Source organism: Acinetobacter tibetensis, assembly GCF_023824315.1.
GTDB classification, from domain to species: domain Bacteria; phylum Pseudomonadota; class Gammaproteobacteria; order Pseudomonadales; family Moraxellaceae; genus Acinetobacter; species Acinetobacter tibetensis.
Genome location: NZ_CP098732.1, coordinates 386,873 through 412,745, shown reverse-complemented (window position 1 = coordinate 412,745; position 25,873 = coordinate 386,873). Strand labels below are relative to the sequence as shown.

The 25,873-nt window shown below is 41.8% G+C and carries 25 protein-coding genes and 4 tRNA genes; 12 read left to right on the top strand and 17 right to left on the bottom strand.

From position 1 onward, the window contains the following. Positions 1 to 8 precede the first annotated feature (8 nt). Entirely contained in the window at positions 9 to 605 is a 597-nt protein-coding gene (gene wrbA, locus M5E07_RS02010) for an NAD(P)H:quinone oxidoreductase (protein ID WP_116761906.1), read from the bottom strand. Between the two features lie 112 nt (positions 606 to 717). On the opposite strand from wrbA, the gene M5E07_RS02005 reads away from it, so the two are divergent. From M5E07_RS02005 to M5E07_RS01990, 4 genes are all read left to right on the top strand, one after another. After that, positions 718 to 1,968: a YihY family inner membrane protein gene (locus M5E07_RS02005; protein ID WP_252221419.1), complete on the top strand. Its 1,251-nt coding sequence runs from the start codon at positions 718 to 720 to the stop codon at positions 1,966 to 1,968. 267 nt (positions 1,969 to 2,235) lie between these two features. Further along, complete coding sequence (locus tag M5E07_RS02000) at positions 2,236 to 3,393, top strand: TIGR00341 family protein (RefSeq protein WP_252221417.1); 1,158 nt, start codon at positions 2,236 to 2,238, stop codon at positions 3,391 to 3,393. Then, on the top strand, positions 3,390 to 4,439 hold the full coding sequence (locus tag M5E07_RS01995; protein WP_116761912.1) for a linear amide C-N hydrolase: 1,050 nt from the start codon (positions 3,390 to 3,392) through the stop codon (positions 4,437 to 4,439). Before M5E07_RS02000 ends, M5E07_RS01995 begins: the two co-directional genes overlap by 4 nt. 77 nt (positions 4,440 to 4,516) lie before the next feature. Further along, complete coding sequence (locus tag M5E07_RS01990; RefSeq protein WP_116761914.1) at positions 4,517 to 5,002, top strand: hypothetical protein; 486 nt, start codon at positions 4,517 to 4,519, stop codon at positions 5,000 to 5,002. Between the two features lie 63 nt (positions 5,003 to 5,065). Here M5E07_RS01990 and M5E07_RS01985 read toward each other — a convergent pair whose 3' ends face one another. Next, on the bottom strand, positions 5,066 to 6,001 hold the full coding sequence (locus M5E07_RS01985; protein WP_252221415.1) for a DMT family transporter: 936 nt from the start codon (positions 5,999 to 6,001) through the stop codon (positions 5,066 to 5,068). A gap of 117 nt (positions 6,002 to 6,118) precedes the next feature. Here M5E07_RS01985 and M5E07_RS01980 point away from each other — a divergent pair, with 117 nt between their 5' ends. Beyond that, positions 6,119 to 6,925 carry an AraC family transcriptional regulator gene (locus tag M5E07_RS01980; RefSeq protein ID WP_252221413.1) on the top strand — a complete coding sequence of 269 codons (807 nt, stop codon included), beginning with the start codon at positions 6,119 to 6,121 and terminating at the stop codon, positions 6,923 to 6,925. 41 nt (positions 6,926 to 6,966) lie between these two features. Here the strand turns inward: M5E07_RS01980 and M5E07_RS01975 are convergent, their stop codons facing one another. From M5E07_RS01975 to M5E07_RS01945, 7 genes are all read right to left on the bottom strand, one after another. After that, positions 6,967 to 7,611 (bottom strand): fumarylacetoacetate hydrolase family protein, encoded by a 645-nt coding sequence (locus M5E07_RS01975; RefSeq protein ID WP_252221411.1) that lies wholly within the window; start codon positions 7,609 to 7,611, stop codon positions 6,967 to 6,969. 36 nt (positions 7,612 to 7,647) lie between these two features. Next, the gene (locus tag M5E07_RS01970; protein ID WP_116761995.1) at positions 7,648 to 8,151 is read right to left on the bottom strand and encodes a YcxB family protein; all 504 of its coding nucleotides are present in this window, start codon (positions 8,149 to 8,151) and stop codon (positions 7,648 to 7,650) included. Positions 8,152 to 8,362: 211 nt separating this feature from the next. Then, a tRNA-Arg gene (locus M5E07_RS01965) sits at positions 8,363 to 8,439 on the bottom strand. A gap of 98 nt (positions 8,440 to 8,537) precedes the next feature. Then, positions 8,538 to 9,152 carry an HAD-IB family hydrolase gene (locus tag M5E07_RS01960; protein ID WP_252221409.1) on the bottom strand — a complete coding sequence of 205 codons (615 nt, stop codon included), beginning with the start codon at positions 9,150 to 9,152 and terminating at the stop codon, positions 8,538 to 8,540. Positions 9,153 to 9,224: 72 nt separating this feature from the next. Then, positions 9,225 to 9,301: transfer RNA gene (locus M5E07_RS01955), tRNA-Arg, on the bottom strand. Positions 9,302 to 9,349: 48 nt separating this feature from the next. Continuing rightward, a tRNA-Arg gene (locus M5E07_RS01950) sits at positions 9,350 to 9,426 on the bottom strand. Between the two features lie 14 nt (positions 9,427 to 9,440). Next, positions 9,441 to 9,530 (bottom strand) — tRNA-Ser (locus M5E07_RS01945). Between the two features lie 265 nt (positions 9,531 to 9,795). On the opposite strand from M5E07_RS01945, the gene rnr reads away from it, so the two are divergent. The 6 genes from rnr to M5E07_RS01915 all read left to right on the top strand — a co-directional run bounded on the left by rnr (position 9,796) and on the right by M5E07_RS01915 (position 16,909). Further along, positions 9,796 to 12,231, top strand: a complete 2,436-nt coding sequence (gene rnr, locus M5E07_RS01940; protein WP_252221407.1) for a ribonuclease R — start codon at positions 9,796 to 9,798, stop codon at positions 12,229 to 12,231. A 53-nt stretch (positions 12,232 to 12,284) separates the two neighbouring features. Beyond that, a complete protein-coding gene (locus M5E07_RS01935; protein WP_252221405.1) occupies positions 12,285 to 13,148 on the top strand; it encodes a VanW family protein in 864 nt (287 codons plus the stop codon). A gap of 82 nt (positions 13,149 to 13,230) precedes the next feature. Then, on the top strand, positions 13,231 to 15,270 hold the full coding sequence (locus M5E07_RS01930; protein ID WP_434087791.1) for a M3 family metallopeptidase: 2,040 nt from the start codon (positions 13,231 to 13,233) through the stop codon (positions 15,268 to 15,270). Positions 15,271 to 15,308: 38 nt separating this feature from the next. Then, positions 15,309 to 15,515: a YheV family putative metal-binding protein gene (locus M5E07_RS01925; RefSeq protein WP_016168574.1), complete on the top strand. Its 207-nt coding sequence runs from the start codon at positions 15,309 to 15,311 to the stop codon at positions 15,513 to 15,515. A gap of 16 nt (positions 15,516 to 15,531) precedes the next feature. After that, positions 15,532 to 15,975 carry a hypothetical protein gene (locus M5E07_RS01920; protein WP_252221401.1) on the top strand — a complete coding sequence of 148 codons (444 nt, stop codon included), beginning with the start codon at positions 15,532 to 15,534 and terminating at the stop codon, positions 15,973 to 15,975. 58 nt (positions 15,976 to 16,033) lie between these two features. Then, entirely contained in the window at positions 16,034 to 16,909 is an 876-nt protein-coding gene (locus tag M5E07_RS01915) for a DMT family transporter (RefSeq protein ID WP_252223652.1), read from the top strand. A 37-nt stretch (positions 16,910 to 16,946) separates the two neighbouring features. On the opposite strand, the gene M5E07_RS01910 is transcribed toward M5E07_RS01915, so the two are convergent. The 6 genes from M5E07_RS01910 to M5E07_RS01885 all read right to left on the bottom strand — a co-directional run bounded on the left by M5E07_RS01910 (position 16,947) and on the right by M5E07_RS01885 (position 22,390). Continuing rightward, positions 16,947 to 19,232: a TRAP transporter large permease subunit gene (locus M5E07_RS01910; RefSeq protein ID WP_252221399.1), complete on the bottom strand. Its 2,286-nt coding sequence runs from the start codon at positions 19,230 to 19,232 to the stop codon at positions 16,947 to 16,949. A 162-nt stretch (positions 19,233 to 19,394) separates the two neighbouring features. Further along, positions 19,395 to 19,976: a rhombosortase gene (gene rrtA / locus M5E07_RS01905; protein WP_116762001.1), complete on the bottom strand. Its 582-nt coding sequence runs from the start codon at positions 19,974 to 19,976 to the stop codon at positions 19,395 to 19,397. A gap of 58 nt (positions 19,977 to 20,034) precedes the next feature. Further along, a complete protein-coding gene (locus M5E07_RS01900) occupies positions 20,035 to 21,099 on the bottom strand; it encodes a hypothetical protein (protein WP_252221397.1) in 1,065 nt (354 codons plus the stop codon). A gap of 221 nt (positions 21,100 to 21,320) precedes the next feature. After that, positions 21,321 to 21,626 carry a hypothetical protein gene (locus M5E07_RS01895; RefSeq protein ID WP_252223882.1) on the bottom strand — a complete coding sequence of 102 codons (306 nt, stop codon included), beginning with the start codon at positions 21,624 to 21,626 and terminating at the stop codon, positions 21,321 to 21,323. 130 nt (positions 21,627 to 21,756) lie between these two features. After that, complete coding sequence (locus tag M5E07_RS01890) at positions 21,757 to 22,140, bottom strand: hypothetical protein (RefSeq protein ID WP_252221395.1); 384 nt, start codon at positions 22,138 to 22,140, stop codon at positions 21,757 to 21,759. Continuing rightward, entirely contained in the window at positions 22,133 to 22,390 is a 258-nt protein-coding gene (locus M5E07_RS01885) for an FAD assembly factor SdhE (RefSeq protein ID WP_116761936.1), read from the bottom strand. Before M5E07_RS01885 ends, M5E07_RS01890 begins: the two co-directional genes overlap by 8 nt. Before the next feature lie 186 nt (positions 22,391 to 22,576). Here M5E07_RS01885 and M5E07_RS01880 point away from each other — a divergent pair, with 186 nt between their 5' ends. Beyond that, positions 22,577 to 23,749 (top strand): acyl-CoA dehydrogenase family protein, encoded by a 1,173-nt coding sequence (locus M5E07_RS01880; protein ID WP_252221393.1) that lies wholly within the window; start codon positions 22,577 to 22,579, stop codon positions 23,747 to 23,749. 54 nt (positions 23,750 to 23,803) lie between these two features. Here M5E07_RS01880 and M5E07_RS01875 read toward each other — a convergent pair whose 3' ends face one another. After that, positions 23,804 to 25,294, bottom strand: coding sequence for a flavin-containing monooxygenase (locus tag M5E07_RS01875; RefSeq protein WP_252221384.1), 1,491 nt, complete (start codon positions 25,292 to 25,294; stop codon positions 23,804 to 23,806). A gap of 195 nt (positions 25,295 to 25,489) precedes the next feature. Next, positions 25,490 to 25,855 carry a 50S ribosomal protein L17 gene (gene rplQ, locus M5E07_RS01870; RefSeq protein WP_116761942.1) on the bottom strand — a complete coding sequence of 122 codons (366 nt, stop codon included), beginning with the start codon at positions 25,853 to 25,855 and terminating at the stop codon, positions 25,490 to 25,492. Positions 25,856 to 25,873: the final 18 nt, after the last annotated feature.

Genomic DNA, 25,873 nt, shown 5'->3' with positions numbered 1-25,873 from the left:
AATTAAACTTACGTCGTCTGTAATTTTTGTACGACGGTGGCTAAACGGCGTCCTTGTTCCGTACAGAGCACTTTTTCATCTTGACTCAATTGCTGATCATGGCGTGGACCACTCACATGACTCGCACCATAAGGTGTTCCACCTGTTTTGGTATTCGACAATGCAGCCTGCGCATTGGTTAATCCCATCACCATCATGCCATGATGAAATAATGGAGGAAGCATCGTTAACAAGGTACTTTCCTGTCCGCCATGCATTGAACCTGATGCGGTAAAAACACAGGCTGGCTTATTATGCAAAGCACCATTTAACCAAAGACTGGTGGTCTGATCCCAAAAATATTTCATTTCTGATGCCATATTGCCAAAACGTGTAGGTGAACCTAGAGCCAAACCCGAACAATACTGCAAATCTTCTAAAGTACAATAAATATCCCCTTCAGCAGGAATACTTGCAGCCGCTTCCGTCACGACTGTAGCCAAATTGGGCACAGTACGAATCTTGACAGCCATCCCTGTCGACTCGACGCCATTGGCAATTAAATGCGCCATTTCTTTGGTAGAGCCATATTTGCTGTAATATAAAACAAGGACATAAGGTTGCATGGCATTTATGATCTAAGCTAAAAATGAAAACTATACGGTATTTTTCCGACTTTTTGGTTAAGCTTGTGCTTGAAAAGTATATAAAATGATTAAAAATTGAGACTAGAAACGCATGATAGAAAAGTATTTAACAAGACTGCCTTTTTACAGCAAAACTTGGTTTCAGTTTGTTTTATTTGTCCTTCGACGTTTTGAAGCAGACCGATGCCGCGAGCAAGCAGGTTCTTTAACCTATACCACACTGTTTGCGGTGGTTCCGATGTTAACCGTATTTTTAGTGATTATTTCTTCGATTAAAGCCCTAGAACCTGCTCGACAACAGCTACAGCAATTGATTTATAGTAATTTTTTACCCAAAACCACGATTGCTTTTGACAAAGTACTGACTGCATTTACCGATAAATCCAATAATTTGACGGTCATCGGGATACTGTTTCTGTTCGTTACCACCGTCATGATGCTCACCAGTATTGAAAATGTATTTAATCGTATTTGGCGTGTTCGGGAAAAACGTGGTGGTATAATTGGCTTCATGCGCTATTGGACGATTATTTCTTTAGGTCCAATTATATTAGGTAGTGCTTTTGTATTGTCTTCTACCGTGGCTTCCATGAATCTACTGAGTAGCCATTTGGCAGGCTATGAAGTCGATGGTGCCTTCCTCCTCAGGCTCATCTCTTTTACCCTCTCGATTCTGGGGTTTTTTATTTTATATTGGACCATTCCCAATCGCAGCGTTCCAATTAAAGCCGCCCTCTTTGCCGGCATATTCAGCGCCAGTATTTTTGAATTATTAAAAAACTTATTTGGTTACATCATGTCTAATTTCACCAGTTATGAAATTATCTATGGTGCATTTGCCGCGCTACCTATTTTCCTGTTATGGATTTTTCTGTCTTGGAATATTGTGCTTCTTGGCGTCGAAATTAGTTATGCACTGACCGCTTTTTACACAGGAAAAGAACAACGGCGCCATCCTGTGATTATGCTACTCGATATCCTACAACTTTTTCACATCAAGCAACAAAGTGGTGAAAGCATGTCCGACAAAGAAGCGCTGGATGTTTTAGGTCGAGAAGAAATTGGGCACTGGCCAACTTATGTTTTATTACTAGAACAGCAAAATTTAGTGAAGCGTACCGATAACAATGAATATGTGTTAGTCCGTAATTTAACGCAGGTTGATTTTTGGAGTTTTTATAAATCACTCCCCTATCCACTACCACGCCGTCCTGACGTTAAAAACATTCATGCCGATGACCATGAGTGGATGCAGCGGATTGGTCCAAGGTTTGAAGAAGCGGATGATTATCTCTCCGCCAAACTGGCAATGCCCTTGGCTAGCATTTTTGAGCAGCACTAAATCTATTTCAACAAAGGGAGATGGAATGTAGTCCATCTCCCTAGATGAAGACTATGCAGCCGTATTAATTGTTCATTTCGCAATAAGCCCAACAGCTAAAAGCGGTTGTTGGATCACTTTAATTATCTAAATTTCACGCTACAAAACGATTAAAAAAAAAGCTAAAATTAGCATTAGACTAAACAATAAAATCATCTAAAAGCATAATTTTACCAATAATATCCACAAGCAATGCTTTTGTTTGCGTGATTCAATCGAGAATTCGCCATGACAGACAAAAAACAAACACCCACCATCATTGTTGATGATAAACCCGAACAACAATGGTTTGAGAACCTCAAAGAAAAGCTACGCTATCAGCAAGCAGTGCGTGAAAATTCCAGAAAAATCGACCACAAACAGGTTCGCCTCAATATTCAGACCGATGCGCTTCCGAGTAAAACCTTTTTCATTATGAATGCGCTCGCTGCGATTATTGCGGCCTATGGCCTGCTAAGTGACTCCACTGCCGTGGTCATTGGTGCAATGCTGATTGCCATGATGTTAGGCCCAATTTCAGGAATTTCTTTAGCCTTAATTGATAGCCGCTGGATTTTATTCCGAACAGCCCTGCAAACCTTGGTTTTAGGTATGCTCATGATTTATGGGATTGGATTTCTACTAGGCATTCTACATCCCAATATCAGCATTACCAATGAAATTTTAGCACGTACACATCCCAACTCTTTGGACCTCATGATTGCCCTTGCAGGAGGTGCCGCAGGTGCATTTGCTTCAGTTTCTCCCCGCCTGTCTGTCGCTGTAGTTGGGGTCGCCGTTGCAACTGCTTTGGTGCCACCTTTAGTCGCAAGCGGTATTTTATTATCTCGCGCTGAATTTAGGCTATCTGCTAATGCATTCTTGCTCACTTTCACTAATATTATTGCCATTCAAGTCAGTTCTGCGATGGTACTTTGGATTGCAGGTTTTCGACGTGGCTCGAATGAAGAGGTTTCTAGCAAATACCTCGAGTTCATCAAACGTAATAGGGTCAGCCTCGTTATTCTTTTCATCCTCGCCATTTATCTCAGTTTCAATTTATTTTATACCGTTCATAATGAACTGTATAAATCTAAAATTACCGACCAACTCAGCCAAACGTTAAATAATGAAACCAATATTATTGATACTGTTGAGTTTGATCCACAGCCTAACTTTACGCTTGCGCGTGTCTTTATTCGTGGCGTTACACTTCCTTCAACCCAGCAAATTAATGAATTAAACCGTACACTCAACACAGACCAGAATGGTCATCCTACTTATGTACAAATTCGATTTATCCCCATTCAAATTCTTCAAACCCAACCCACAAAAATCGTCCCTTTAAATCCAATAGCGACTGAACAACCAACCATTAAAACACTCACACAGCAGGATCCATCATGACAAAAAAATTACTTTTTATTGCCACATTAACCAGTGGGCTTCTCATCCATTCCTCCATTCAAGCCTGCACCAGAGTGGTCTTTCATGGGGATAATCAAAACATCATGACAGCCCGCTCTATGGACTGGAAAGTCGATGTTGGTACCAATCTCTGGATTATGCCGCAAAACATCGCCCGTAATGGTTTGGCTGGGCCACAATCTATTCATTGGACGGCTAAATATGGCAGTGTAATTGCAACAGGTTATGACATTTCCACCACCGATGGGATCAATGAAAAAGGACTTACAACCAACTTACTCTGGCTGGTCGAATCTGAATATCCAGAAGTCAAAAACAATAAAAAGCCCACTTTAAGTATTTCACTTTGGGCACAATACGTTTTAGATAATTACGCAACCGTCAATGAAGCGATTCAAGCACTAGAGAAAGAGCCTTTTATTGTAGTCACAGAGAATGTGCCTGGGGAAAAGCGTCTTGCGACCTTACACCTGTCTCTTTCAGATGCCTCAGGAGATAGTGCGATTGTGGAATACATTAATGGTAAACAAGTGATTCATCACAATGCCAAATATCAAGTCATGACCAATTCTCCTATTTTTGATGAACAGTTGGCACTAAATGAATATTGGAAGAAAATTGGGGGAACAACTTTCTTACCTGGTACCAATCGTGCCTCAGACCGTTTTGCTCGTGCTTCGTTTTATGTCAATGCCATTCCTAAAAATGCCAACAGCAAACAGAGCCTTGCTAGCGTGTTTAGTGTGATTCGAAATGCTTCGGTTCCCTTCGGTCTAAATACAGAAGAAGAACCAAATATTTCATCAACACGTTGGCGTACGGTTGTTGACCATAAAAATTTGTTATATTTTTTTGAATCGGCAATTTCACCCAATACATTCTGGGTAGATTTAAAGAAAATTAATTTTAAAACTACGCCTTTCCAGAAACTTGACTTAGGTGCAGATCAAGCCAATGTCTATGCTGGAGATGCCACAACGCACTTTAAGACCACGAAAGCATTTCAATTTTTAGGAAAAGAATAAATACTGCATGGCACATAGCATTCATTTATGAAAAAGATGTGTCATTAGTTTTCTATCGATATCAACAAAGGTTAAACATGAATATTTTAAAAACCAGTCTATTCGGAATAGTAGCCACTATCGGGCTTGTAGGCTGTACAACTTCAAGCACACAACCTCAAAATATCGCTTCTACAGGGTTGTTGATCTGTGAACAAAATGAACTTTGCCCTGCGGTGAAAGTAGCGTGGAACGAACAAAATCGTAGCAATTTAAAAGTTACGGCCTATTTACCTAGTGCGAAAGATGATTATGATATTCAGCAGTTTGTGTTCTTAATTGATCAAAAAACCTATAGTTATGTTCCTGCGGCAGCAACCACACATGAATACATTGGCCGTATGGTTCCTCATCGTTCATCTAACTACATTGTGGTGCCTAGTTCCTTCTTAAGTACGTTTAAAAATGCCAAAGATATTGAATTAAAACTGGTGACAGATAAAGGCAATATTACCCGTCCTGTATATCGTAATGGACAACAATCCTCTGCTTATCATGCTTTTATCAACTTATACCATCCTTAATTTTTTGACTTAATTAAAAGCCTGTCTTCATGACAGGCTTTTTTGTAAATATTTAAAGAGGAATTAATCCGATTTTAAAGCTTTTGCAAAACTTCGTGATTGCACCCAGCCTTGTAGACTCACCACCATAATGCCCAACATCACCAATACAGTACCAACAATAAAGTTCAGTTCAATTTTTTCATTGAGCAAGACAACCCCACATAACACCCCAAACAATGGGGTTAAAAAGGAGAATACCCCCAAACGAGAAGCCAGATACTCTTTTAATAGCCAAAACCAAATCAGATAACTGGCAAAAGACACAATAATGGTATGGAACAGCAAACTACCAATCGCAAACGGCGTCCAATCAATACTGGCTTGTCCCATTGCAAATGCCAGTGGAAATAGCAATAGAAACGCAATCAAAAGTTGATAAAACAAGGTCTGCGTTGCAGGTGCTTCCGCCAACTTAGTTAAACGCACCGCAATCGTGGTTGCCGCCCATAAAATTCCCGCCAGTAATGCCAAGGCATCTCCCCACAAAACCGTGCTCGATGCCGCTGCTGAACCAGTTGGATGAAACAGAAAAGCAATGCTAATACCGAAGAATGCAAGTGCAATCCCACTCCACTGCAACATACTCAGCCGCTCAGAAGGGAGCTTCCAGTGCAACCCTAAAGCCACAAAGATTGGCGCGGTATACAGCAAAACCACGGTATGTGATGCCGAGGTAAAACGTAATGCTTGTGCCACCAAAAAAAATTCAGAAGCAAACAATACACCAACGAGAATACCTGCGGCTAAATAATCTCGGCTCCATAAAGAACCGCCATCTGCAAGCTTAATCATGGGATAAACCATCAGCGCGGAAAGACCTGAACGTAATGCAATTTGCATCACAGCAGAAATATCTGGCGCAGCCATTTTTAAAATCACTTGCTGCAAACCCCAAATAATACACAGCACAAACATAATGCCTGATGCTTTACTGTCTAATGCCCGACGCTCACTCACGGTCTACTCCAGCTCAATTCATAAATGACCACTATAGACCTGTCACTTTTAAAAGATATACTTCAAAACAGACAACCCATACCATTATTCAGGCAAAATGAGCAGCGGGAGAAATAGATGCATACACGTTTACAACATGACTATCATCCCATGCCGACCAACGATGATATTCCTGCACCGCTGTGGTTTCGCATTTCCGATGCACCCGCAGAATCTTGCCATCCCACACACGAACACGCTTGGGGAGAATTTGTCTATGCCCTCAACGGCGTGCTCGAAGTCCAAGTGGAACAGCATCATTTCTTGACGCCACCGCCTTATGGCATTTGGTTACCTCCACATTTAAAACATGCAGGCATTAACCGTACCGAAGTGACTCACTCCACTTTATACGTACATGAAAGCTTGTGCGCAGCCCTACCAAAACAGGCAGGTATTTTGCTGACCTCAGCCTTAGTCCCTGCGTTATTACATCATTTGCGCTATCATCCCCTACCTGATCATGACCCTGAACACTTGCGTTTGTTGCATGTGCTATTAGATCAACTGCGACATGCCAAATGGGTGGGCAGTTATTTACCTTCAAGTAAGCATTCTGCTCTACAGAATTTATTGGACTATCTACAACAACATCCAGCCGATCAAAGCACGCTGGCACAACTGGCACAGCGGATCAATATGACCGAGCGCACACTGGCACGTTATAGTCAGCAAGAACTGGGCATGTCCTTAAATGAATGGCGACAACGACTGAAAGTAATTAAAGCCATGTCGATGCTGAATGAAAACAAAACAGTAGAAAGCATCGCACTGGATTTAGGTTATGCCAATGCCTCTGCTTTTATTAACTTATTCAAACGTTGGATGCGTTGCACGCCTGATCAATTTCGCAAGAACTATGCCGCGGAAAAACAATCCAAATAAAAAAGGACTGTAAATACAGTCCTTTTTATCTTCAACTTGACTTAGGCATGAACAAAAGTATTCCAGACATAGTCTTGTTGCTGACCTTGCAAGGTCATTTTCAGTTGATCACCCGCTTGTAATGCTGCAACGCCTGCAGGTGTACCCGTCATGATCACATCGCCCACTTCTAAGGTAAAGAACTGACTCATATCTGCCAATAATGTACCAATATCAAAAATTAAATGCGATGTATTGCCTTGTTGACGAAGTTCGTCATTCACGTGCAAGGTGTAATGTACATCGTTCCAATCTTTAACTACGTCAGTAATATCGACCCAATCTGCCACCATGCATGAACCATCAAAAGCTTTGGCACGTTCCCACGGCTGACCTTTCTGTTTCAAATCATCCTGTACATCACGTAAGGTTAAATCTAAGCCCAAAGTCACAGCACCCACTGCTTGCAAGGCTTTCAATGGATCAGTTTCTGCTTTCAGTTCACGATCAATTCGCAAGGTTAGTTCACATTCATAATGACAACTGCCCCACGCCGAGTTCCACGAAATTCCATCTTCCAGTGCTTTTAGGCTGCTCGGTGGCTTAATAAACAATACAGGACGGTCGGGAATAGCATTTCCCAACTCTCTGGCATGGTCTGCATAGCTACGACCGACACAAACAATTTTAGATGGACGTGTATTCATGATCTTCCCTTCGACTTTTTTGTGACAATAAATCTTTTATTTAGAATGTTTGAATGTATTTTCAAATATGTTTTGATCTTCAGCCGTTGCAAAGGCACGTTTTGGCACAATCACCACAGTGCGATTTTTTAATTCAAGCATGTAGGTCAGCTTACCTACTGCAAAATTCTGTACTTCATGATAGTGCACGATTTTTTTACGCCCATTGGCATAAATATCAGCATGTTCCTGATACAAATCGATGCCTTGCTCGCTTTTCCCAAATTGATATTTTACAAACTGACGCTTAAACATCATCGGCAAGAACCAATAGCGCAAAACCAGTTGTAAAACCAAGAAAAATACGCCCAGTGCAACGTAATAGCGTCCTACCCCAGTAAAACCTAAATAAATACCCCATCCAATGATGGCAATACTAATTAAAGGGGTAATAAAACGTGTGAACAGCTTTTTACCAAAGGTGGCTAAAGCAAAGCCATCCTGAGATTCTTCAAGGTTTAAATAATAACGTAAAGATAAGGCAGGCTTGCTGTCTGACATAAATCCATCATCAATCTGAAAACGAGACCACAGCATAGTACACCAAATTTTAGCTTTTCTTTATGCTTTTCATTGTGACTTAGCAGCAACAGATTTTTATTTTTGTCACGAAATAGACATGCCTTTGCGTTATTTTAGGCACAAAAAAACCGCAAAAAATGCGGTTTCTTTTTTATGCGATAGATCAGATAAATGATCTAAGCTATCAAGTTGGTGCGCTCAGAGAGATTCGAACTCCCGACCCCTTAGTTCGTAGCCAAGTGCTCTATCCAGCTGAGCTATGAGCGCGACGTCTTGATGGTTGGGCATTATACGCACTTTTATCAAGATGCCTAGTCTTTTTTCAAAAAATGATTTTGAATGCTTAGTTATTAGGCAACCCTTCCTTAAACCGACAACTCATTCGAAACCTTTATTTCTTGTCCCTGATAAAATTTATGGTCGGCTAACGCCAACATTGCATGATCATTCGGGCTATCTCCATAGGCGTATACAGCATCAAAATCACCTAAACAATACTTCTGTTGTATACGCTTAGCTTTTTCCACATACCCACAATCACCCTGTTGTAACTCTCCTGTATAACAGCCCTCTCGTACTTCTAACTGATTACAGATCAGATCAATGCGCTGTTGCTGACACCAATGGCTTAAATAAACATCTAAAGAGGATGAGACCACCACAACTTGATCTCCTTTTTGTTGATGATTCGCGATTTGTTGGAGGGTATGTTCATTCATTAAATTGGGCAAAATTGTTTTCGAAAATTGCTGACCTTGTTGCTCAAGCATTATGGCAGGATAGTTTTTAAAAGCAGCACGACAAAGTCGGATTCTAATTTGTTGATCATTAACATATCCTAGCCGAAACCCAATGAGCCACGGCGCAACGCTTAAACCACCGAATAACTGTTTTCGATAGGGCAATGAATATTTTAAAAAATGACTAAAACTGTCGGAATGTGTAATGGTGTTATCGAAATCAAAAAGTGCAAGGTTCATATTATTTAATCTACTATTTTTATAAATTTCACGCACAAAAAAACCGCAACGTGTGCGGTTAATTGTTCAAGTTGGTGCGCTCAGAGAGATTCGAACTCCCGACCCCTTAGTTCGTAGCCAAGTGCTCTATCCAGCTGAGCTATGAGCGCATTACTTGTGTGCCAATTCAGGCGATACGTTACATACAGTTTACTTATTGGTGCGCTCAGAGAGATTCGAACTCCCGACCCCTTAGTTCGTAGCCAAGTGCTCTATCCAGCTGAGCTATGAGCGCGACATAAGTAAAGTTGGCGGTGAGAGAGGGATTCGAACCCTCGGTACAGTTACCCGTACGCATCCTTAGCAGGGATGTGGTTTCAGCCACTCACCCATCTCACCGTAACGTGCCGCCATAATACAAACTTCATGCTAGCACTGCAAGCAAAGACGATCAATTTTTTACTTTTTTTTGCTCATTTAAATACTTTTTAAGCAATTCATCCAAACTTGAACGGAATTTATACGGTATCTCAGCTTCTAGTATCCAAAACTCAACCAGCTAAGTTGAATTGCGCCGTGAAAAACACATTATTGCAATCATTTACGTGCAGTCTGACGCAGCATGTCTTATGCTAATCCTATCTTCTGACACAAAACCAAATCCATGATGAAAAATTGGGTCGATCCTGAAGCCAAAGCGGAAGCTGAACGCTACGAAAATCCTATTCCGAGCCGTACGCTCATTTTAGAAACCATAGAACAATTAAACTCGCCACAATCGCATGCTGATTTAGTGGAACATTTCCAAATTGCCGATCAAAAGAGCATTGATGCGCTAAGTCACCGCCTTATCGCTATGGTGCGTGATGGTCAACTGATGAAAGATGGTTTTAAATTTCAACGTATGGCCGATCAACCGAGCTATGAAGCTACGGTCTATATCAACAGTAAAGGCTTTGGTACAGCCAGTATTGCAGGTCATGATGATCTATTTTTACCTGAACGTGAACTCCGCCAAGTCTTTAATGGTGATCGGGTTAAAGTGCAACAAACTTCGGTTGATCGCAAAGGTAAAGCGTGGGGCTTTATTTCTGAAGTTTTGCAACGTCGCGTCAAGCAAATCATCGGAAAAGTCTCACAACATGAAGGTGAATACTTTATTCAACCTGCCAATCCGAATGCACATCAACCCATTACACTAGAAAAAGAGTTGATTGAGCACGCAAAACTCAAACTGGGTGATTCAGTCCGTATTGCGATTGACGACTATCCAACTCGTGAAGAATTCGCGACGGGACACGTGATCCAGTCCATGGCGGACAAAGCGGATACTGAAATCATTATTCCACAAACCATTTTAGAATTTGGTTTACCTTACGAGTTTCCAGAAGAAGTCATCAAAGAGGCCGAAAGCTTTAAAGAACCAACGGCCAAAGACCGTGAAGGTCGCATCGACCTACGTGACTTGCCTTTAGTCACCATTGATGGTGAAGATGCTCGTGACTTTGATGATGCCGTTTATGCCGAAAAACGTTCTGGCGGAGGCTATCGTGTAGTCGTGGCGATTGCCGATGTCAGTCATTATGTGCGTATTGGCAAACCGCTGGATGATGAAGCGCAAGAACGTGGCACGTCAGTTTATTTTCCACATTTTGTGCTGCCAATGTTACCCGAAGCCCTCTCGAATGGGTTATGTTCTTTAAATCCACATGTAGACCGTTTATGTATGGTCTGTGATTTAAAACTTTCCCGTGCGGGTCGCGTGACAGACTTTGAATTTTACCCTTCAGTCATGCATTCCAAAGCACGTCTGACCTACACACAAGTTGCCCAATATTTTGATGGCGATAGCGCTGCGGTTCCTGAAGACCGTGAAGTACGTAAATCACTGAATACTTTACTCCAACTGTATCAAGTCCTTAAAGACTTACGCGGCAAACGTCATGCCATGGAATTTGAAACCGTCGAAACCTACATGACCTTTGACGATTTGGGCGGCATTAATGAAATTCTGCCACGTACGCGTAACGATGCACATAAACTGATTGAAGAATGTATGTTGTTGGCGAACGTGGCTGCGGCTGAGTTTGCTCTCGAGCATGATATTCCAATGCTGTACCGTGTGCATGAACCACCTGAGTTCTCTCGCATTCAAAAAGTCCGTGATTTTGTCAAATTATTAGGATTGAAATTCTCTGACCAACCCACTCAAGCTGATTATCAGGCGGTTATTGAAGCGACCAAAGATCGTATCGATGCACCAAGTATTCATGCAGTGTTGTTACGCTCTATGATGCAAGCGTATTACGGCGCAAAAAATGCAGGACACTATGGTCTGGCTTATGAAGCGTATACCCACTTCACTTCGCCAATTCGCCGCTACCCAGATTTACTGCTGCATCGTGCCATTAAAGCAAAATTAGCCGGAAAACCATTCCCACTTTCAGGCGCAGCACTGGATGATGCAGGTGAACATTTCTCTCAGACTGAACGTCGTGCAGATGAAGCATCTCGCTCTGTGACCATGTGGTTAAAATGCCACTATATGCAACAGCATCTAGGGGATGAATTTGTCGGGGTGATTTCCGCTGTGGCAGAATTTGGTTTGTTCGTGACCCTGAAAGACCTGTATGTCGATGGTATGGTGCATGTCAGTAAACTAGGCGATGACTTTTTTGTGTTTGACCAAGTCAGCCAAAGTCTGGTGGGACAAAACCGTGGGCAAACTTTTGGTTTAGGCGATGAAGTTAAAATTAAAGTTGCAGCAGTCAACTTAGAAGAACGCAAGATTGATTTTGAACTGATTCAACAACTGAGCCATGCAGGACGTGCGATTCGTAGCCGTGCTCCACGTATTGCCAAAACAGCAACAGTTCAGGTAAAAGAAGAAACGTTCATCCCACGTGCAGCGAAAGCTTCAACGGAAGCCCGTGAATCTGGCGATCAGCCAGTCACGAAGAAGAAAGCCAAGTCTAATTCTTATGGTAAAAAAGCCGATAAGAAAGCATCCAGTAAAACCGATGCTAAAAACAAAGACAAAGCCAAGAAAAAAAATAAAGTGAAAAAGAAAAAAGCCAACGCAAAAGTGCGTAGTGAATAAACCTATAAGGTGTTAAGGCTTCTCGCCTTAACACCCTTTTTTATAAAAATATCATGAAATTCATTCGACGTTTTATCAATAAACCGATTAGCCAGTATCATCCACTGTTTTACTTTTTATCGACCCGTACCCGACGGGCGTTACGCTATTGGCAATGGAAAACTGATGGTCAAGATTATGCCCAACAGAAGTGCTCAACCCCCTTGCCTTATCGGGTTAAAAAACATCAATCGGTTTTAATCCGAAAATTAGGTGACAGTGAGCAGCACTGGCAACACAACAAAGTCATCAATCTAAAAATAGCCAGCCCTTGTATTTCAGGCATTCTCATTCATCCTAAGCAAACGTTTTCTTTCTGCCAACTGGTTGGACAACCTACACAAGCCAAAGGCTATGTTGAAGGAATGGAGCTGAGTTTTGGCCAAGCACGAGGCGGGATTGGCGGTGGAATTTGCCAAATTGCCAATCTGATTCATTGGTTGGTCCTCCATAGCCCACTACAGGTGGTACAACGCGCACAGCACTCATTTGATCCCTTCCCCGATCAAGGACGGGTTTTACCTTTTGGTAGCGGTGCCGCGATCTTTTATAACTATATTGATTATCAATTTTATAATCCGACGCCGCATACCTTTCAGATTCGCCTGTGGTTTAGTGATAAATGTCTGGAAGGAGAACTTCGCTGTTCGGCAGACTTGGGTTATGTCTATCATGTGTTTGAACAGCAGCATGCTTTCTTAAAAATTGGTCAAGACTATTATCGACAGAATGAAATCTGGCGCCATCGTAAAGAGAAATATAAAAGTGGCGAAATTCTGGAAACAGAGTGTATGACCCGTAACTTTGCCAAAGTCTTATATATTCCTCAGCGCATAGATCAATCCTTTAACTCTTGGGCTGAATTTAGGTCTGAATAGCAAACTCAATCAATTAAAACTTGATTTCCCGCGCAAGAGCCCCTACATCTAGATGAAGTTTAAAATGAAATGGCGAATGCACATGCACTTAGATCAAGCAACTCTACCTGTTCCTCAGTTTGATCAAATTCAACTTAGCGACTTAAAACAACAAATCGAACAAGCCATTCAACACGGTCAGCAATTTTTAGCTGAACTTACTGTCGTACCTGAACAACATGCAGCACAACTACACGTCTTGAGCCAAGTCGATGAACTTGAAAATAGCATGAGCGAATCTTGGGGAGTGTTATCCCATTTGAACGCTGTGATGAATAATACTGAAACCCGTGATGTCTATCAGTCTTTACTGCCTGCACTGAGTGAATATTACACAGCGCTCGGGCAACATACGGCGCTATACCAGACCTATCAACAGATCCAAGATTCGACAGAATTTAATCAACTGCCTGCGGCACAGCAAAGTGCCATCAAACTGGCATTACGTGATTTCAAACTCTCGGGCGTAGCCTTAGAAGGTGAAGCGAAAAAGCGTTATGCTGAAATCTCAGCACGTTTATCGCAGTTGTCTTCGGACTTCTCCAACCATGTGTTGGATGCCTCTCAAGCTTATTTCAAGCCTTTAAGCGAAGAGCAACTCAAAGGTCTACCTGCCAGCAGCATTGAATTATTAAAACAATATGGTCAACAACGTGAACTTGAACAAGCAGTTGCCACTTTAGATATTCCTGCTTATTTGGCAATTATGACCTATGCAGAAGATCGTACTGTGCGCGAAGAATTATATCGTGCTTATACCACTCGCGCTTCCGATCAGGCAGAACAAGCTGAATTTGATAATACGGCGGTGATGGAAGAAATTTTGAGCCTACGTCAGGAAATGGCGCAGTTGCTCGGTTTTAATAACTATGCAGAATTGTCCCTTGCAAGCAAAATGGCACCTGATGTTGACACCGTCGCCAACTTCTTAATCGAGCTGGCAGAACATGCACGTCAACCTGCTGAGCAGGAAATTGCCGAGCTGAAAGCGATTGCACAACAAGATGGGGTTCAAATCCTAGAACATTGGGATACAAGGTTTTACTCAGAAAAACTCAAAGTTCAGCAATTCAATCTGTCTCAGGAAGATTTAAAACCATATTTCCCAGCACCGAAAATCATACAAGGCTTATTCAGCATTGTTGAACGCTTATATGGCATTCAAGTTGTGCAACGTGAAGCCCCAGTTTGGCATCCAGATGCACAATATTTTGAACTGGAAGATCAAGGCAAAGTGGTCGGTGGATTCTATTTCGATCTCTATGCGCGGAGCGGCAAACGCGGTGGCGCATGGATGAGTGGCTTCCGTTCACGCATGCAAACCGCACAAGGTTTACAAAAACCAATCTGCTACATGGTATGTAACTTTACTCCACCTGTTGCAGGACAAGCGGCTTTGCTCACCCATGATGAAGTCACCACGCTATTCCACGAATTTGGGCACGGCTTGCATCACATGCTGACCGAAGTTGATCATATTTCTGTGGCAGGGACACATGGCGTTGCTTGGGATGCGGTAGAATTACCGAGCCAGTTTATGGAGTTCTGGACATGGGACAAAGAAAGTTTAGATTTGCTCAGCGAGCATATTGAAAGTAAAGCAGTTCTCCCTGAATCCTTACTCAAAGCATTACTCGATGCCCGTTTCTTCCAGTCTGGTATGCAAACCTTACGTCAAATCGAGTTTGCCTTATTTGATCTGAATATTCATCGTACTACACCTGCCCTAGAAGCAACAGGCATTCAAGCGACTTTGGATCAGATTCGCCAAAACTATGCCGTTGCCCCTACGGCTATCTATAACCGTTTCCAACATAGTTTTAGTCACATTTTCGCGGGAGGTTATGCTGCGGGCTATTATTCTTATAAATGGGCGGAAGTTCTAGCCAGTGATGCTTTTGATCGTTTCGAAAAAGAAGGAATTTTCAACACCCAGACTGGCAAAGAGTTTCGACAGTTTATTCTAGCAGTTGGCGGAAAAGATACGGCACTTGATGCATTTATCAATTTCCGCGGTCGCGAACCCAAAATAGATGCATTATTACGTCATCAGGGTTGGACGAACGCAGATAAAACCGCTTAAACTACGTCATTATTGTTCACAGGGTGTTATTAACTGACATGAAAAGACAGTTTATCGCAGGCGCAAAATGTCCTAAATGCGGAGCTTTGGATCGTGTGGTTAAAATCATCACTGTGGATGACGAGTGGATTGAATGTATAACGTGTGAATATACAGAAAAGCGCCCGACTCATGTCGAGTCTGCTGAACCTGAACATCCAGACGAAATTGGGGTCATTCAATTCAAACCTCGTCAGCCTGAATAACAACAAGGTTTAAGTCATGACGTTAGATCAAAGACAAAATTCAAAACTTTTAGTGGGGATTATTGCTGGACTGGTGGTATTGGTGGCTATTTTTTTAGCTTACCAATGGATGTCGAGCCCTCAACCCAAACATGAGGTCGAACAGCAAATTGTACGTACACCTGCAAAACCCGTGGTGAAAGAGGCTGCTCCTGTGGTGGACAATTCGGCTTCTACGGCGGTTGCAAATACGACTACTGAAGCACCGATTCAATTGGTCGATGAAGCCATTTTAAAACAAGATGTGCCGAAAAATGCCAGCTTGGCCAAAGAAGAGATTGCCAAACTGGATGACATTCAGACACAACTAGATGAACAAGAGAAAACGCTGAAAGCACAACATGCTGATGCAGATGACTTAATTGCTTTGAAAGAAGAACAGGTGAAATTACTCGAAGCTCAACTCGCCAAGGCTCAATAAAATATTCTGATCAAATTCGGCTAGAATAGATCAATTTATGATTATGCCGAATTTTCGCATGAACCTCTCTCCAACCAATCGCAATTTGGTCAAAGCGCTTGGTTTTCTTGCCCTCTCTGCTTTTTTATTTTCGCTGATGGGAGTCTGTATTCGTTACGCATCTCATAGCGTAGATAATCCCACCATCGTTTTTTTCCGAAATTTTATTGGCTTATTCGTCTTTCTGCCGATCATGTTCAATAAAGGATTGGGATTTTTTAAAACCACCAAAATTTGGATGCACACTTGGCGCGCGGTCGTTGGTCTAATTGCCATGTATGGCTTTTTCTATGCGATTGCCCACTTAAAACTCTCCAATGCGATGGTCTTTACCTATTCCTCCCCCATCTTTATTCCACTGATTGCATGGCTATTTTTAAAAGAAAAAATTACTCGCTCCATGTTATTGGCAGCGGCAATTGGGCTAGGTGGCGTTTTGTTTGTAGCAAAGCCAGATTCAGGGCTATTTAACCAAATTTCCCTAATTGGCTTAATCGCAAGCTTTTTAGCCGCAATGGCATTTGTCACCGTGCGTGCGCTGACCAGCACCGAACCACCAGAACGAATTGTGTTTTACTTCTGCTTCATCGGCACGCTCATTTCCATGCTGCCAATGTTTTGGTTATGGCGACCTTATACACTGTACGAACTTGGTTTTTTAATAACCGCAGGCCTATTAGCAAACATCAGTCAGATTTTTATGTCTAAAGCCTACCAATTGGCACCCGCTGGTCAGATTGGTCCCGTGAACTATATTGCCATTATTTTTGCAGGGGCTTGGGGTTATATTTTCTGGCAGGAAGTTCCTGATCATTACAGTTTAATTGGCTTCAGCTTAATCTTAGCTGGCATTCTGTTTTGTAGTCCCCTATTTCAACAACGCAAAAAAACATAAAGCACCCGAAGGTGCTTTATTCTGTTATTTGAATCGCTTAATGATACCAACCGAACAATTTAAACAAGTAAGGGATATAAGCAATAATCAGCATGGCAGGGAATAATACCAATAACGGTAAAATCCAACGTTCATATCGATAATAGAATGATTCATGTCGAACTTCTGCATCGGCTTCAGCCACTTCTGCATCACCAATCGACTGACGTGCCAGTAAATGATTGAGTGCCACTGGCGGAGTCACATAACCCAACTCGAAACCAATCAAGGTAATCATCCAGAAATGTACAGGATGGATACCATATTGATAGGCTACGGGAGCGACCGTTGCAGAAATCAAAATAACAGCACCAAACGGATCCATGATCATACCCACAACAATCATCAGAGCTACAATCATGGTAATGACCAAATAAATATTACCAATATCCGTTGGAAACAGGCTCATGACTTCCACCCGTTCAAGGAACCCCCCGATGCTGACTGACAACGCCATGAGAATGACCAACGCCCCAATATGCCCAACCGTTTCACTGGTCGAAATGTGCATCGCTTTCCAGAAACCCACTTGACGCATTGGGGTTAATTTTTCTGAATGCTGAACCGTATGATTGACAACAAGCTCATCTGCTGCATGTGCAGAATAAATCCCCTCTCGATATTCTGCTGTATTGAGTAAATCTGCGCCAGCCATTGCAGGTTGCGTAGACGATGTATAATTCAAATCCAGTGTTTCATCCCAATGCCCTACAGCTTGAATCGGGGCTGGTTCATGGTGTAATTTATCGAATAACACCATAATCAATAGAATAATTGGCATCATGACTGGGGCTGTGAATTCATTCAAATCTGTCGATAGCGCATATTTATAAAACAGCCAGATCAGTACAAAAATTAAAATATAAGGCATGACTGGTGCAATCGCACGCACCGACTTGGGTGCAGCAATATTTAAGGGTGCAATACGAAACTTCTGCTCTGCAAGGAACAAAGACACCACTAAAAACAACGTCGATGTGAGTAAAAAGGTATAACTGCCGTATTGATATAACCAGTCTGTGGTGACTTCTTTATTGAGTGATGCGACTACGACAATCAATAAACATGGTCTTAATACCACCCCTAAAGAACCTGACATGGCTGTTGCGGCCAAAGCAAATTGGCGACGTCCACCTGCATTCCAGACTTCTTTATAAATGATTGCCCCTGCGGCAATCACGAAAATTCCTGATGCCCCTGTGTAGGCCGTTGGTAATGCTGCTGCTATCAGAATGAGCCAAGTTAAAGTCTCAGGTGCCAGATTCCATGGACGTAAAATATTCAGGAATAAATCTACAATTCGAGTTTGCTTTAACAGCATCCCGGCCCAGATAAAGAGCGCAAGATTCAGGAAGATACTGGAAAACTCGACCAGTTGTCCTAAGTAAATCCCTTGCCCCATCGGGTAATCCATGAAGACGGTAAAGGCAACCCCTGTGATGACCGCCATGTAGGCATATAAAGGGACGCTCAGAAATGCCATGCTCAAACGCCCACCCTCTTGCGTCGGCTGGGGCTGTTTCACGACTTGGAATAAACTGATGACCGTCAACACACCAAATAAAATGATCCACATCCAATAAATACTGAACATTTCACCTGTCATTGGAACACCAGAGTTTTGGACAGAGTGATACTGACTTAAACTAGAAGCCACCAAAAAACCATTTGCCAGCAACATAAATAGACTATAAACCCGAAAATCAATTTTAGTTGTCGGGCTACGTAAGCCAATATGATGCGTTTTTAGCGTTGCACTGATTGCCGCAAATACCACCATCAATACCAATAAAATGGCGCGATTCTCACTACCAAATTTAAACACACCAAAGAAAGTTGTTTCCACGGTACGGTAGGTTCTTAAGGTTGGATGCGCCTGCATATGTTGCATTGCTTTATCATAAAACTGATATTTTTCTTCACATAGATTTCGTGCCGCAATAATCGAAGCCCTGACATCCGACTCAGATGCTGTACCAAAAATATCAGCAAATTCATCAGCGGCGTTGGTTTTCATTTGTGTTTGAACCAACACATCTACATTCGGATTTCGGTCACAATCAGGTTTACTTGGCTCAGCTCTCAAAAAAGAATATTGCATGCTCTTGGCAGGGTCACCATATAGACTTTCACCCATGCGCAATAATTGTCCATGAATCATTTCACCTGTGCCAATAATCAGTGTCAAAACCAGTAACACCAAAATCACAAAGGCAGATATCCATTCTGTCCAGATATATTTAAACAGGTCTAATCCAGACCGTTTCTGTCCTGCATCATACATATACGTTCCTATTTTTATTTTACTCATCATCAATGATGACGTAGAGATCCTCTATGAACAGAACATCTCCATATTCTGCTCTATCTTTATTTTTCAACTTCACTCTGCATGACTTTCAGATTGAAAAGAATGACTGTTTTTATTTTCTTTCTGCTTAAAATGTCAACTCTTTGGCTTAAGTAACTGTAAATGAAAAGGGAAATAGACGGCGGCTAATAGCATACCCCAAAGTGCGCCTAACAAATGGGCTTCAATCAGAACAGGACTTCCTATCAATTCTGCGGTGCTGGTGTTGCCTATTGTATTTTCCCAAATTAACTTCAACACAATCAGCCCCAACACGCCCGCAGCAAACTTACGTTCATGTGCATAACTTAAATGGACAAGTGCTACCGCAACATAAGCGCCATGTAATACACCTGAAAGTCCTGCATAAGCTTCAATATCAGGAAAAGCGTAATAGAAACTTAAGCTAATACACACTGGAAGCACTAGTAGTAATGCAGCCAATTGCCAAATTCGAACATGAGGAAAAATAAAAGGAAAACAAGCAAAGGCAAACATATTCAGCAGATAATGTATCCATCCGACATGCACCCAATGTGCCGTCCAAAGACGCCAGAATTGCTCCAACAAATCTGGGCGCCAATAGATAAAATAGTCTGCAAAAATCTGTAAACAAGCAGATATTGAGGCAACTCCTGCAATAAAGAGCACCTTTCGAACAAAATATGGGACATTCATCAGCATCTCCCTCAATTTCTCAGCAAATCCTTTGCTTCATGCTATTTCACACCACGGTCTATTCTTTTGCAGTACTTGCTGTACCTTCCGAGGCATTGAATAAATCATCCAGACCCGAACTATCTTCCTGTTCATCCCAGAATTTCTGCATACCATCATCGGCTGTACGTTTTCCTGTGTGTTCCGTCCAATAGCGGTCTGAAATACCTTGCACCATACTGGCCGCCATACTGTCAATCAACTTGAACTGGGGATTAACAGGCTTTTCATCTGAACGTGCCGCTGCAAACTGTTTTAAGGCATCACGAATTTTGGCATCATCACCACTGGCTTGGGCTGCTACCGCATATAAGGCATGAGATAAGCGTACACCTTTTTGCTCACCAATTTGCATGGATTGTTTTAGGGTTTGGTATGGATCTGGTTTACCATCTCCAGCACCTGGCAGCAAAGTCCAAATTGCCGCACGTGTTGCCTCAGGTGCCCCCCAGAACTTTTCATTGTTCAAACACACCATACCGCGCTCTACAATTGCGGCAATATCTTTCGGTACATTGACAGAACCACCTGCATTAATGTCATTGGTCATGGCTTGTACGCCACTGATCAAGCCCAGTAAATACACGGTCTGATCAATATCACTTTTCATTTTTGGGCAACTCTCACCCAGTTCTTGCTGATACTTGGCTTGCCAACGCTTCTCTAAAAGTTGATAACCGGCATATTGACGCTGTGCTGCTACAGCCGACCAACGCTTTTGCTCAATACGCGCATCTTGAGCTTCTGTGACCTGTCCTGCTTTAGACGCACGTAAATAACGGAGTTCAGCATCGAGTGCTCTATTTTCAGCACATGTACCCGCAGCAGAATAAAGTAAAATTGCTATACGCGTCGGGTCTGCCCCCATATCTTGGGTTGACATAATTGCAGGCGTTAACGCATTCCCCGAATTACACACCATATCCGCATCTTCCATGGCTAAAATGGGCGGAACAATATGCTTTTCGCTAAATCCTAAAGCGACATTCGCGCCAGATTTCACTACATGCGAACATCCTGTAAGTACAGTTGTTGTAATCATTAAAATCGCCATACCTTGGCCAATTTTCTGGACTTGCGACATCTTCCTGTCCTCTATATTTTTTGTTTGTGTCCTTCGCAGTAAACATAGCAGAAGCTATTTTCGAATAAAAGAGTATTTACTCTAATTCAAAGGATTACTTTGCCATGAAAAATAAAGATAAAAATTGACTCTAGCAGCAGGATTGTTAAATTTTGGGCAAAAAAAAGTAGCATTGCGACGGTTCAGCACATGCTACCTATTAAATGAACGCCCAATGGGCTTTATGTTTGTGCAAATCGATCCTTCAGCACAGTTCCTAAACGTCCTATAACAATTGCCAAAACAATCGCTACCATTAGAAACAACCACGTTGGAAAAATCATACTGATCTCCTCGTTCGCTGCTTGGTGCTTGGTGCTTGGTGCTTGGTGCTTGGTGCTTGGTGCTTGGTGCTTGGTGCTTGGTGCTTGGTGCTTGGTGCTTGGTGCTTGGTGCTTGGTGCTTGGTGCTTGGTGCTTGGTGCTTGGTGCTTGGTGCTTGGTGCTTGGTGCTTTTAATGTACAAAGAAAACACAGATGTATCTGCAAAAATTGTCTAACAATTTATACTTTATGCCAATAAATTAATTTTTTGTCAGACAAAGCATTAACGAATTAATATTAAATTATTGTTTTATATATTTTAATTAAATTAATAAAATTATTAACTGTCTAACAATCAGAACATTTTTGCCAACAATTTCAGTTTTTTCCAGTCTTTGAGTGTTAACTGGTCATACCAAATGACATAGCTACAAGATGATTGTTGTTGGAAATAAAGCACAATATAAAAATGATGATCAACCACTCGCGTAAGTCGCATGTGCTGCACACCTTGATCGGTTGGCCGAATAGACCACTCATCTATCGAAAATGCTTCAAAATAATGCAGTGTAGCGCGCTTCAATTGCATCCAAAATGAAAATAGCAGCATAGTCAAAATAAGCACTGCCAACCACACGGGCAATAAAACCGAAACTAAACATTGAATCAGAAACAATAGACCGATCTGAAACACAATCGCCACGCGACTGCGTTTCAAATAATATGCGGTGTTAGCCATGAACGTAATGCTTTAATTTAAGAATAAACGTCTTAATTTCAGCACGTGGCGGTTCGCCAACTTCCATAAACCAATCGAGTAAATCAGGGTCTTCTTGTTCAACTAATTCTGCAAATAACGCTTTTTCTTCAGGAGATGCCGCTAAATAATAAGTTCGAACATACGGGTCAAAATACACATCTATTTCTTTTAAACCACGACGTGCACGATAAATCACTTTGCGTTCTTCAAGCGTCATTTCTTCGCTCATTGTATTCCCCTAGACCAAACAGAAGTGCCTTAGTTTAACCGAATCATTGGCGAAGTTTCGAGACATTTCCCATGAATGACCAAATCTACCATTTTTTTTATGGAATTGAGCATTACTCACATTGCCCAAGTCACCACAGATCTTTTAAGTTCAACCTCACAATGATAATTAATGGACATCATAATCATGCAATCTGGAGCTATACGCCCACTGACCCACATGTTACCAAGACAACTGTTCAATTCGGAACACGAAGCCTTCCGTGACATGGTGCGCAAGTTTTATACTCAAGAGGTTGTACCAAATACTGAAAAATATGAACAACAACAACATGTTGATCGAGATTTATGGAATAAAGCCGGTCAACTGGGCCTACTCTGTGCCACCATGCCCGAAGCTTATGGTGGTTCTGGTGTTGATCGTCTATACAGCATGATCCTGATTGAAGAACAAGCCTATGCAATGGACTCCGCAACAGGATTCTCTCTGCATTCTGATATTGTTGCCAATTACGTAAACAACTTTGGTAATGAAGCACAAAAGCAGCACTGGTTACCCAAAATGGCATCAGGTGAAGTGATCACTGCCATTGCAATGACCGAACCCAGCACAGGTTCAGACCTACAAGCCATCAAGACGACTGCCGTCCTCGAGGGGGATGAATATGTTATTAATGGTTCCAAAATCTTTATCACCAATGGTTACTTGTGTGATATGGCCATTGTGGTCTGTAAAACGGGACACAGCGACAAAGGTTCTGCCAATCTCTCACTCATTATGGTCGAAGCCAACCGTGTCGGTTTCAGCAAAGGCAAGCCACTGAATAAAATCGGCATGAAAGGTCAAGACACCTGCGAGTTGTTCTTTGATGACGTGCGTGTACCCAAGCAAAATCTACTTGGAGCCGAGGGAATGGGCTTTATGATGCTGATGAAAGAATTGGCATGGGAACGCATGCTAGTGGCAATTATCTGCCAAGCTGGTGCCGAGGCAGCATTTGCACATACCGTACAATACACGAAAGAACGTCAAGCTTTTGGCAAGCGCATTTCTGATTTTCAAAATACTCGCTTTAAATTGGCTGAACTCCGCACCGAAATTGACTTTTGTCGTGTTTATCTTGATCGCTGTATGCAACTACAACTTGCAGAGCAATTAGCTGTCGATGCCGCAGCAGCAGCCAAATACAAAATCTCAGAAATGTTTTCTAAAGTGGTCGATGAATGCTTACAACTGCATGGTGGTTACGGCTACATGCTGGAGTATCCAATTGCGCGCGCATATATCGATAACCGTGCCAATCGCATTTATGCAGGCACCAATGAAATTATGAAAGAACTCATTTCACGTACCTTATAAAATCTAAGAATCATAAAAAAGGAGCTTAATGCTCCTTTTTCATTACTTCTTAGCTCAAGAAACCAATTTAGGCTTGCGTTGATCATGCGGTAATGCTTTCTTAAACTTTAATACAGCATCTTCAAAGGTTGCATGTTTCAATGCCTTACGATCAGCCAAATAATTATTGGTGACTTTCCATGGTGCATGCTTGCCTTGTTTTGGCATCACATTGGCAGCGCGGGCAATATAACCAGACGTTAAACTTCCCATCACCGTGTCTTCCAACAGTTCAGTTGGATCACTTTGCGGAATCACCTGCACATAACCTTTTTGATCCATATAGTTAATCAAACGACAAATATAGTCAGCCGCAATATCCACCTTTAATGTCCATGACGCATTAATATAACCAATAATCATCGCCATATTCGGAACATCACTCACCATCACACCTTGATAAAGCATATGCTTTGAGGTATCGATAGGCTGACCATCTAAAGTTGCCTTTAAGCCCCCTAAAATTTGAATATCTAGGCCTGTCGCTGAAACAATAATATCAGCGTCGAGATGTTTACCTGACTTTAACAAGACACCTGTTTCTGTGAATCGTTCAATTAAATCTGTCTCTACACTGGCTTGACCAGAGCGTAAAATTTTAAACAGATCACCATCAGGCACCACACATAAACGCTGATCCCAAGGATTATAACTTGGGGTAAAGTGTTTCATATCCACTTTACCTTTCAATTGCAACTCAATTGATTTTAATAGGAATTTACGTAGGAGTTTCGGTTGCTTTTGTGCCAAGGCATAGATACCACGTTGCATCCCGATATTACGTGCACGGGTCAGTTTATATGCAATATCTTCAGGTAAAATTTTACGCATTTTATCGTAAATAAAATCCATCGAAGGAACCGAAGCAATATAAGTCGGTGAACGTTGCAACATGGTCACATGTGCTGCCCCACCTTTTGCCATAGCGGGCACTAAAGTAATCGCGGTAGCGCCACTACCAATGATAAGCACCTTTTTCCCACGATAATCTAAATTTTCTGGCCACTGCTGCGGATGGATAAACTCACCTTTAAATTCTGGCTGATTTGGGAATTTAGGTTGATAACCATGATCATAATTATAATAACCCGTACAGCCTAGAATAAAGTTTGCTACCCAAGTCTGTTTCTTTTGCTTATGATCTTCAATTTCCACCACCCATTTTTGAATGGTCGAATCATAATTCGCAGAAACGACATTGTGTTTAAAATGAATTTTAGAAGCAAGTTGATATTCTTCTACAACTTCCGTTAAATAACCTTTGATTGCAGCGCCATCCGCCAATACACTTGATTGCTGCCATGGCTTGAAATTATAACCAAAGGTGGACATATCTGAATCCGAACGAATCCCAGGATATTTAAACAAATCCCATGTGCCACCAATACTCTCTCTACGCTCGATAATTTCATAAGAACGATTTGGATTATTCTTAGATAAATGTGCAGCTAAACCAATCCCTGAAATACCTGCTCCAATAATCAATATATCAATTTGCTTTTCCATATTGTTTTTATAACCTGACTGATAATTCTATTTTATTAAAACACAAATTTGACAATGATCAATGTCAAGTTGAGTAAATTCAGATAAAAATCATGTCATTTCAGGACAAAAGTAAATATTGTCAAACAAAAGACAATAAAAAAGGTCGGTTAAAAACCGACCTTTTTTTAAGAACAACTGAGTTATCCTGCGAAATTAGTTAACTTCGCGATCTACTAGTTCAACGTAAGCCATCGGTGCAGCATCACCCGCACGGAAGCCCGCTTTAAGAACACGTAGATAACCGCCGTTACGCTCTTTGTAACGAGGGCCAAGAATGGTAAATAATTTACCAACAGTTGCTGCTGAACGAGTACGAGCAAACGCCAAACGACGGTTTGCAACAGTATCGTTTTTAGCTAAAGTGATTAAAGGCTCAGCTACACGACGTAACTCTTTTGCTTTAGGCACAGTTGTTTTGATCAACTCGTGCTCAAACAAAGAGTTAGCCATGTTTTGAAACATCGCTTTACGATGACTGCTTGTACGGCCTAATTTCACACCACTATTACGATGACGCATGGTGATAGTCCTACTTAA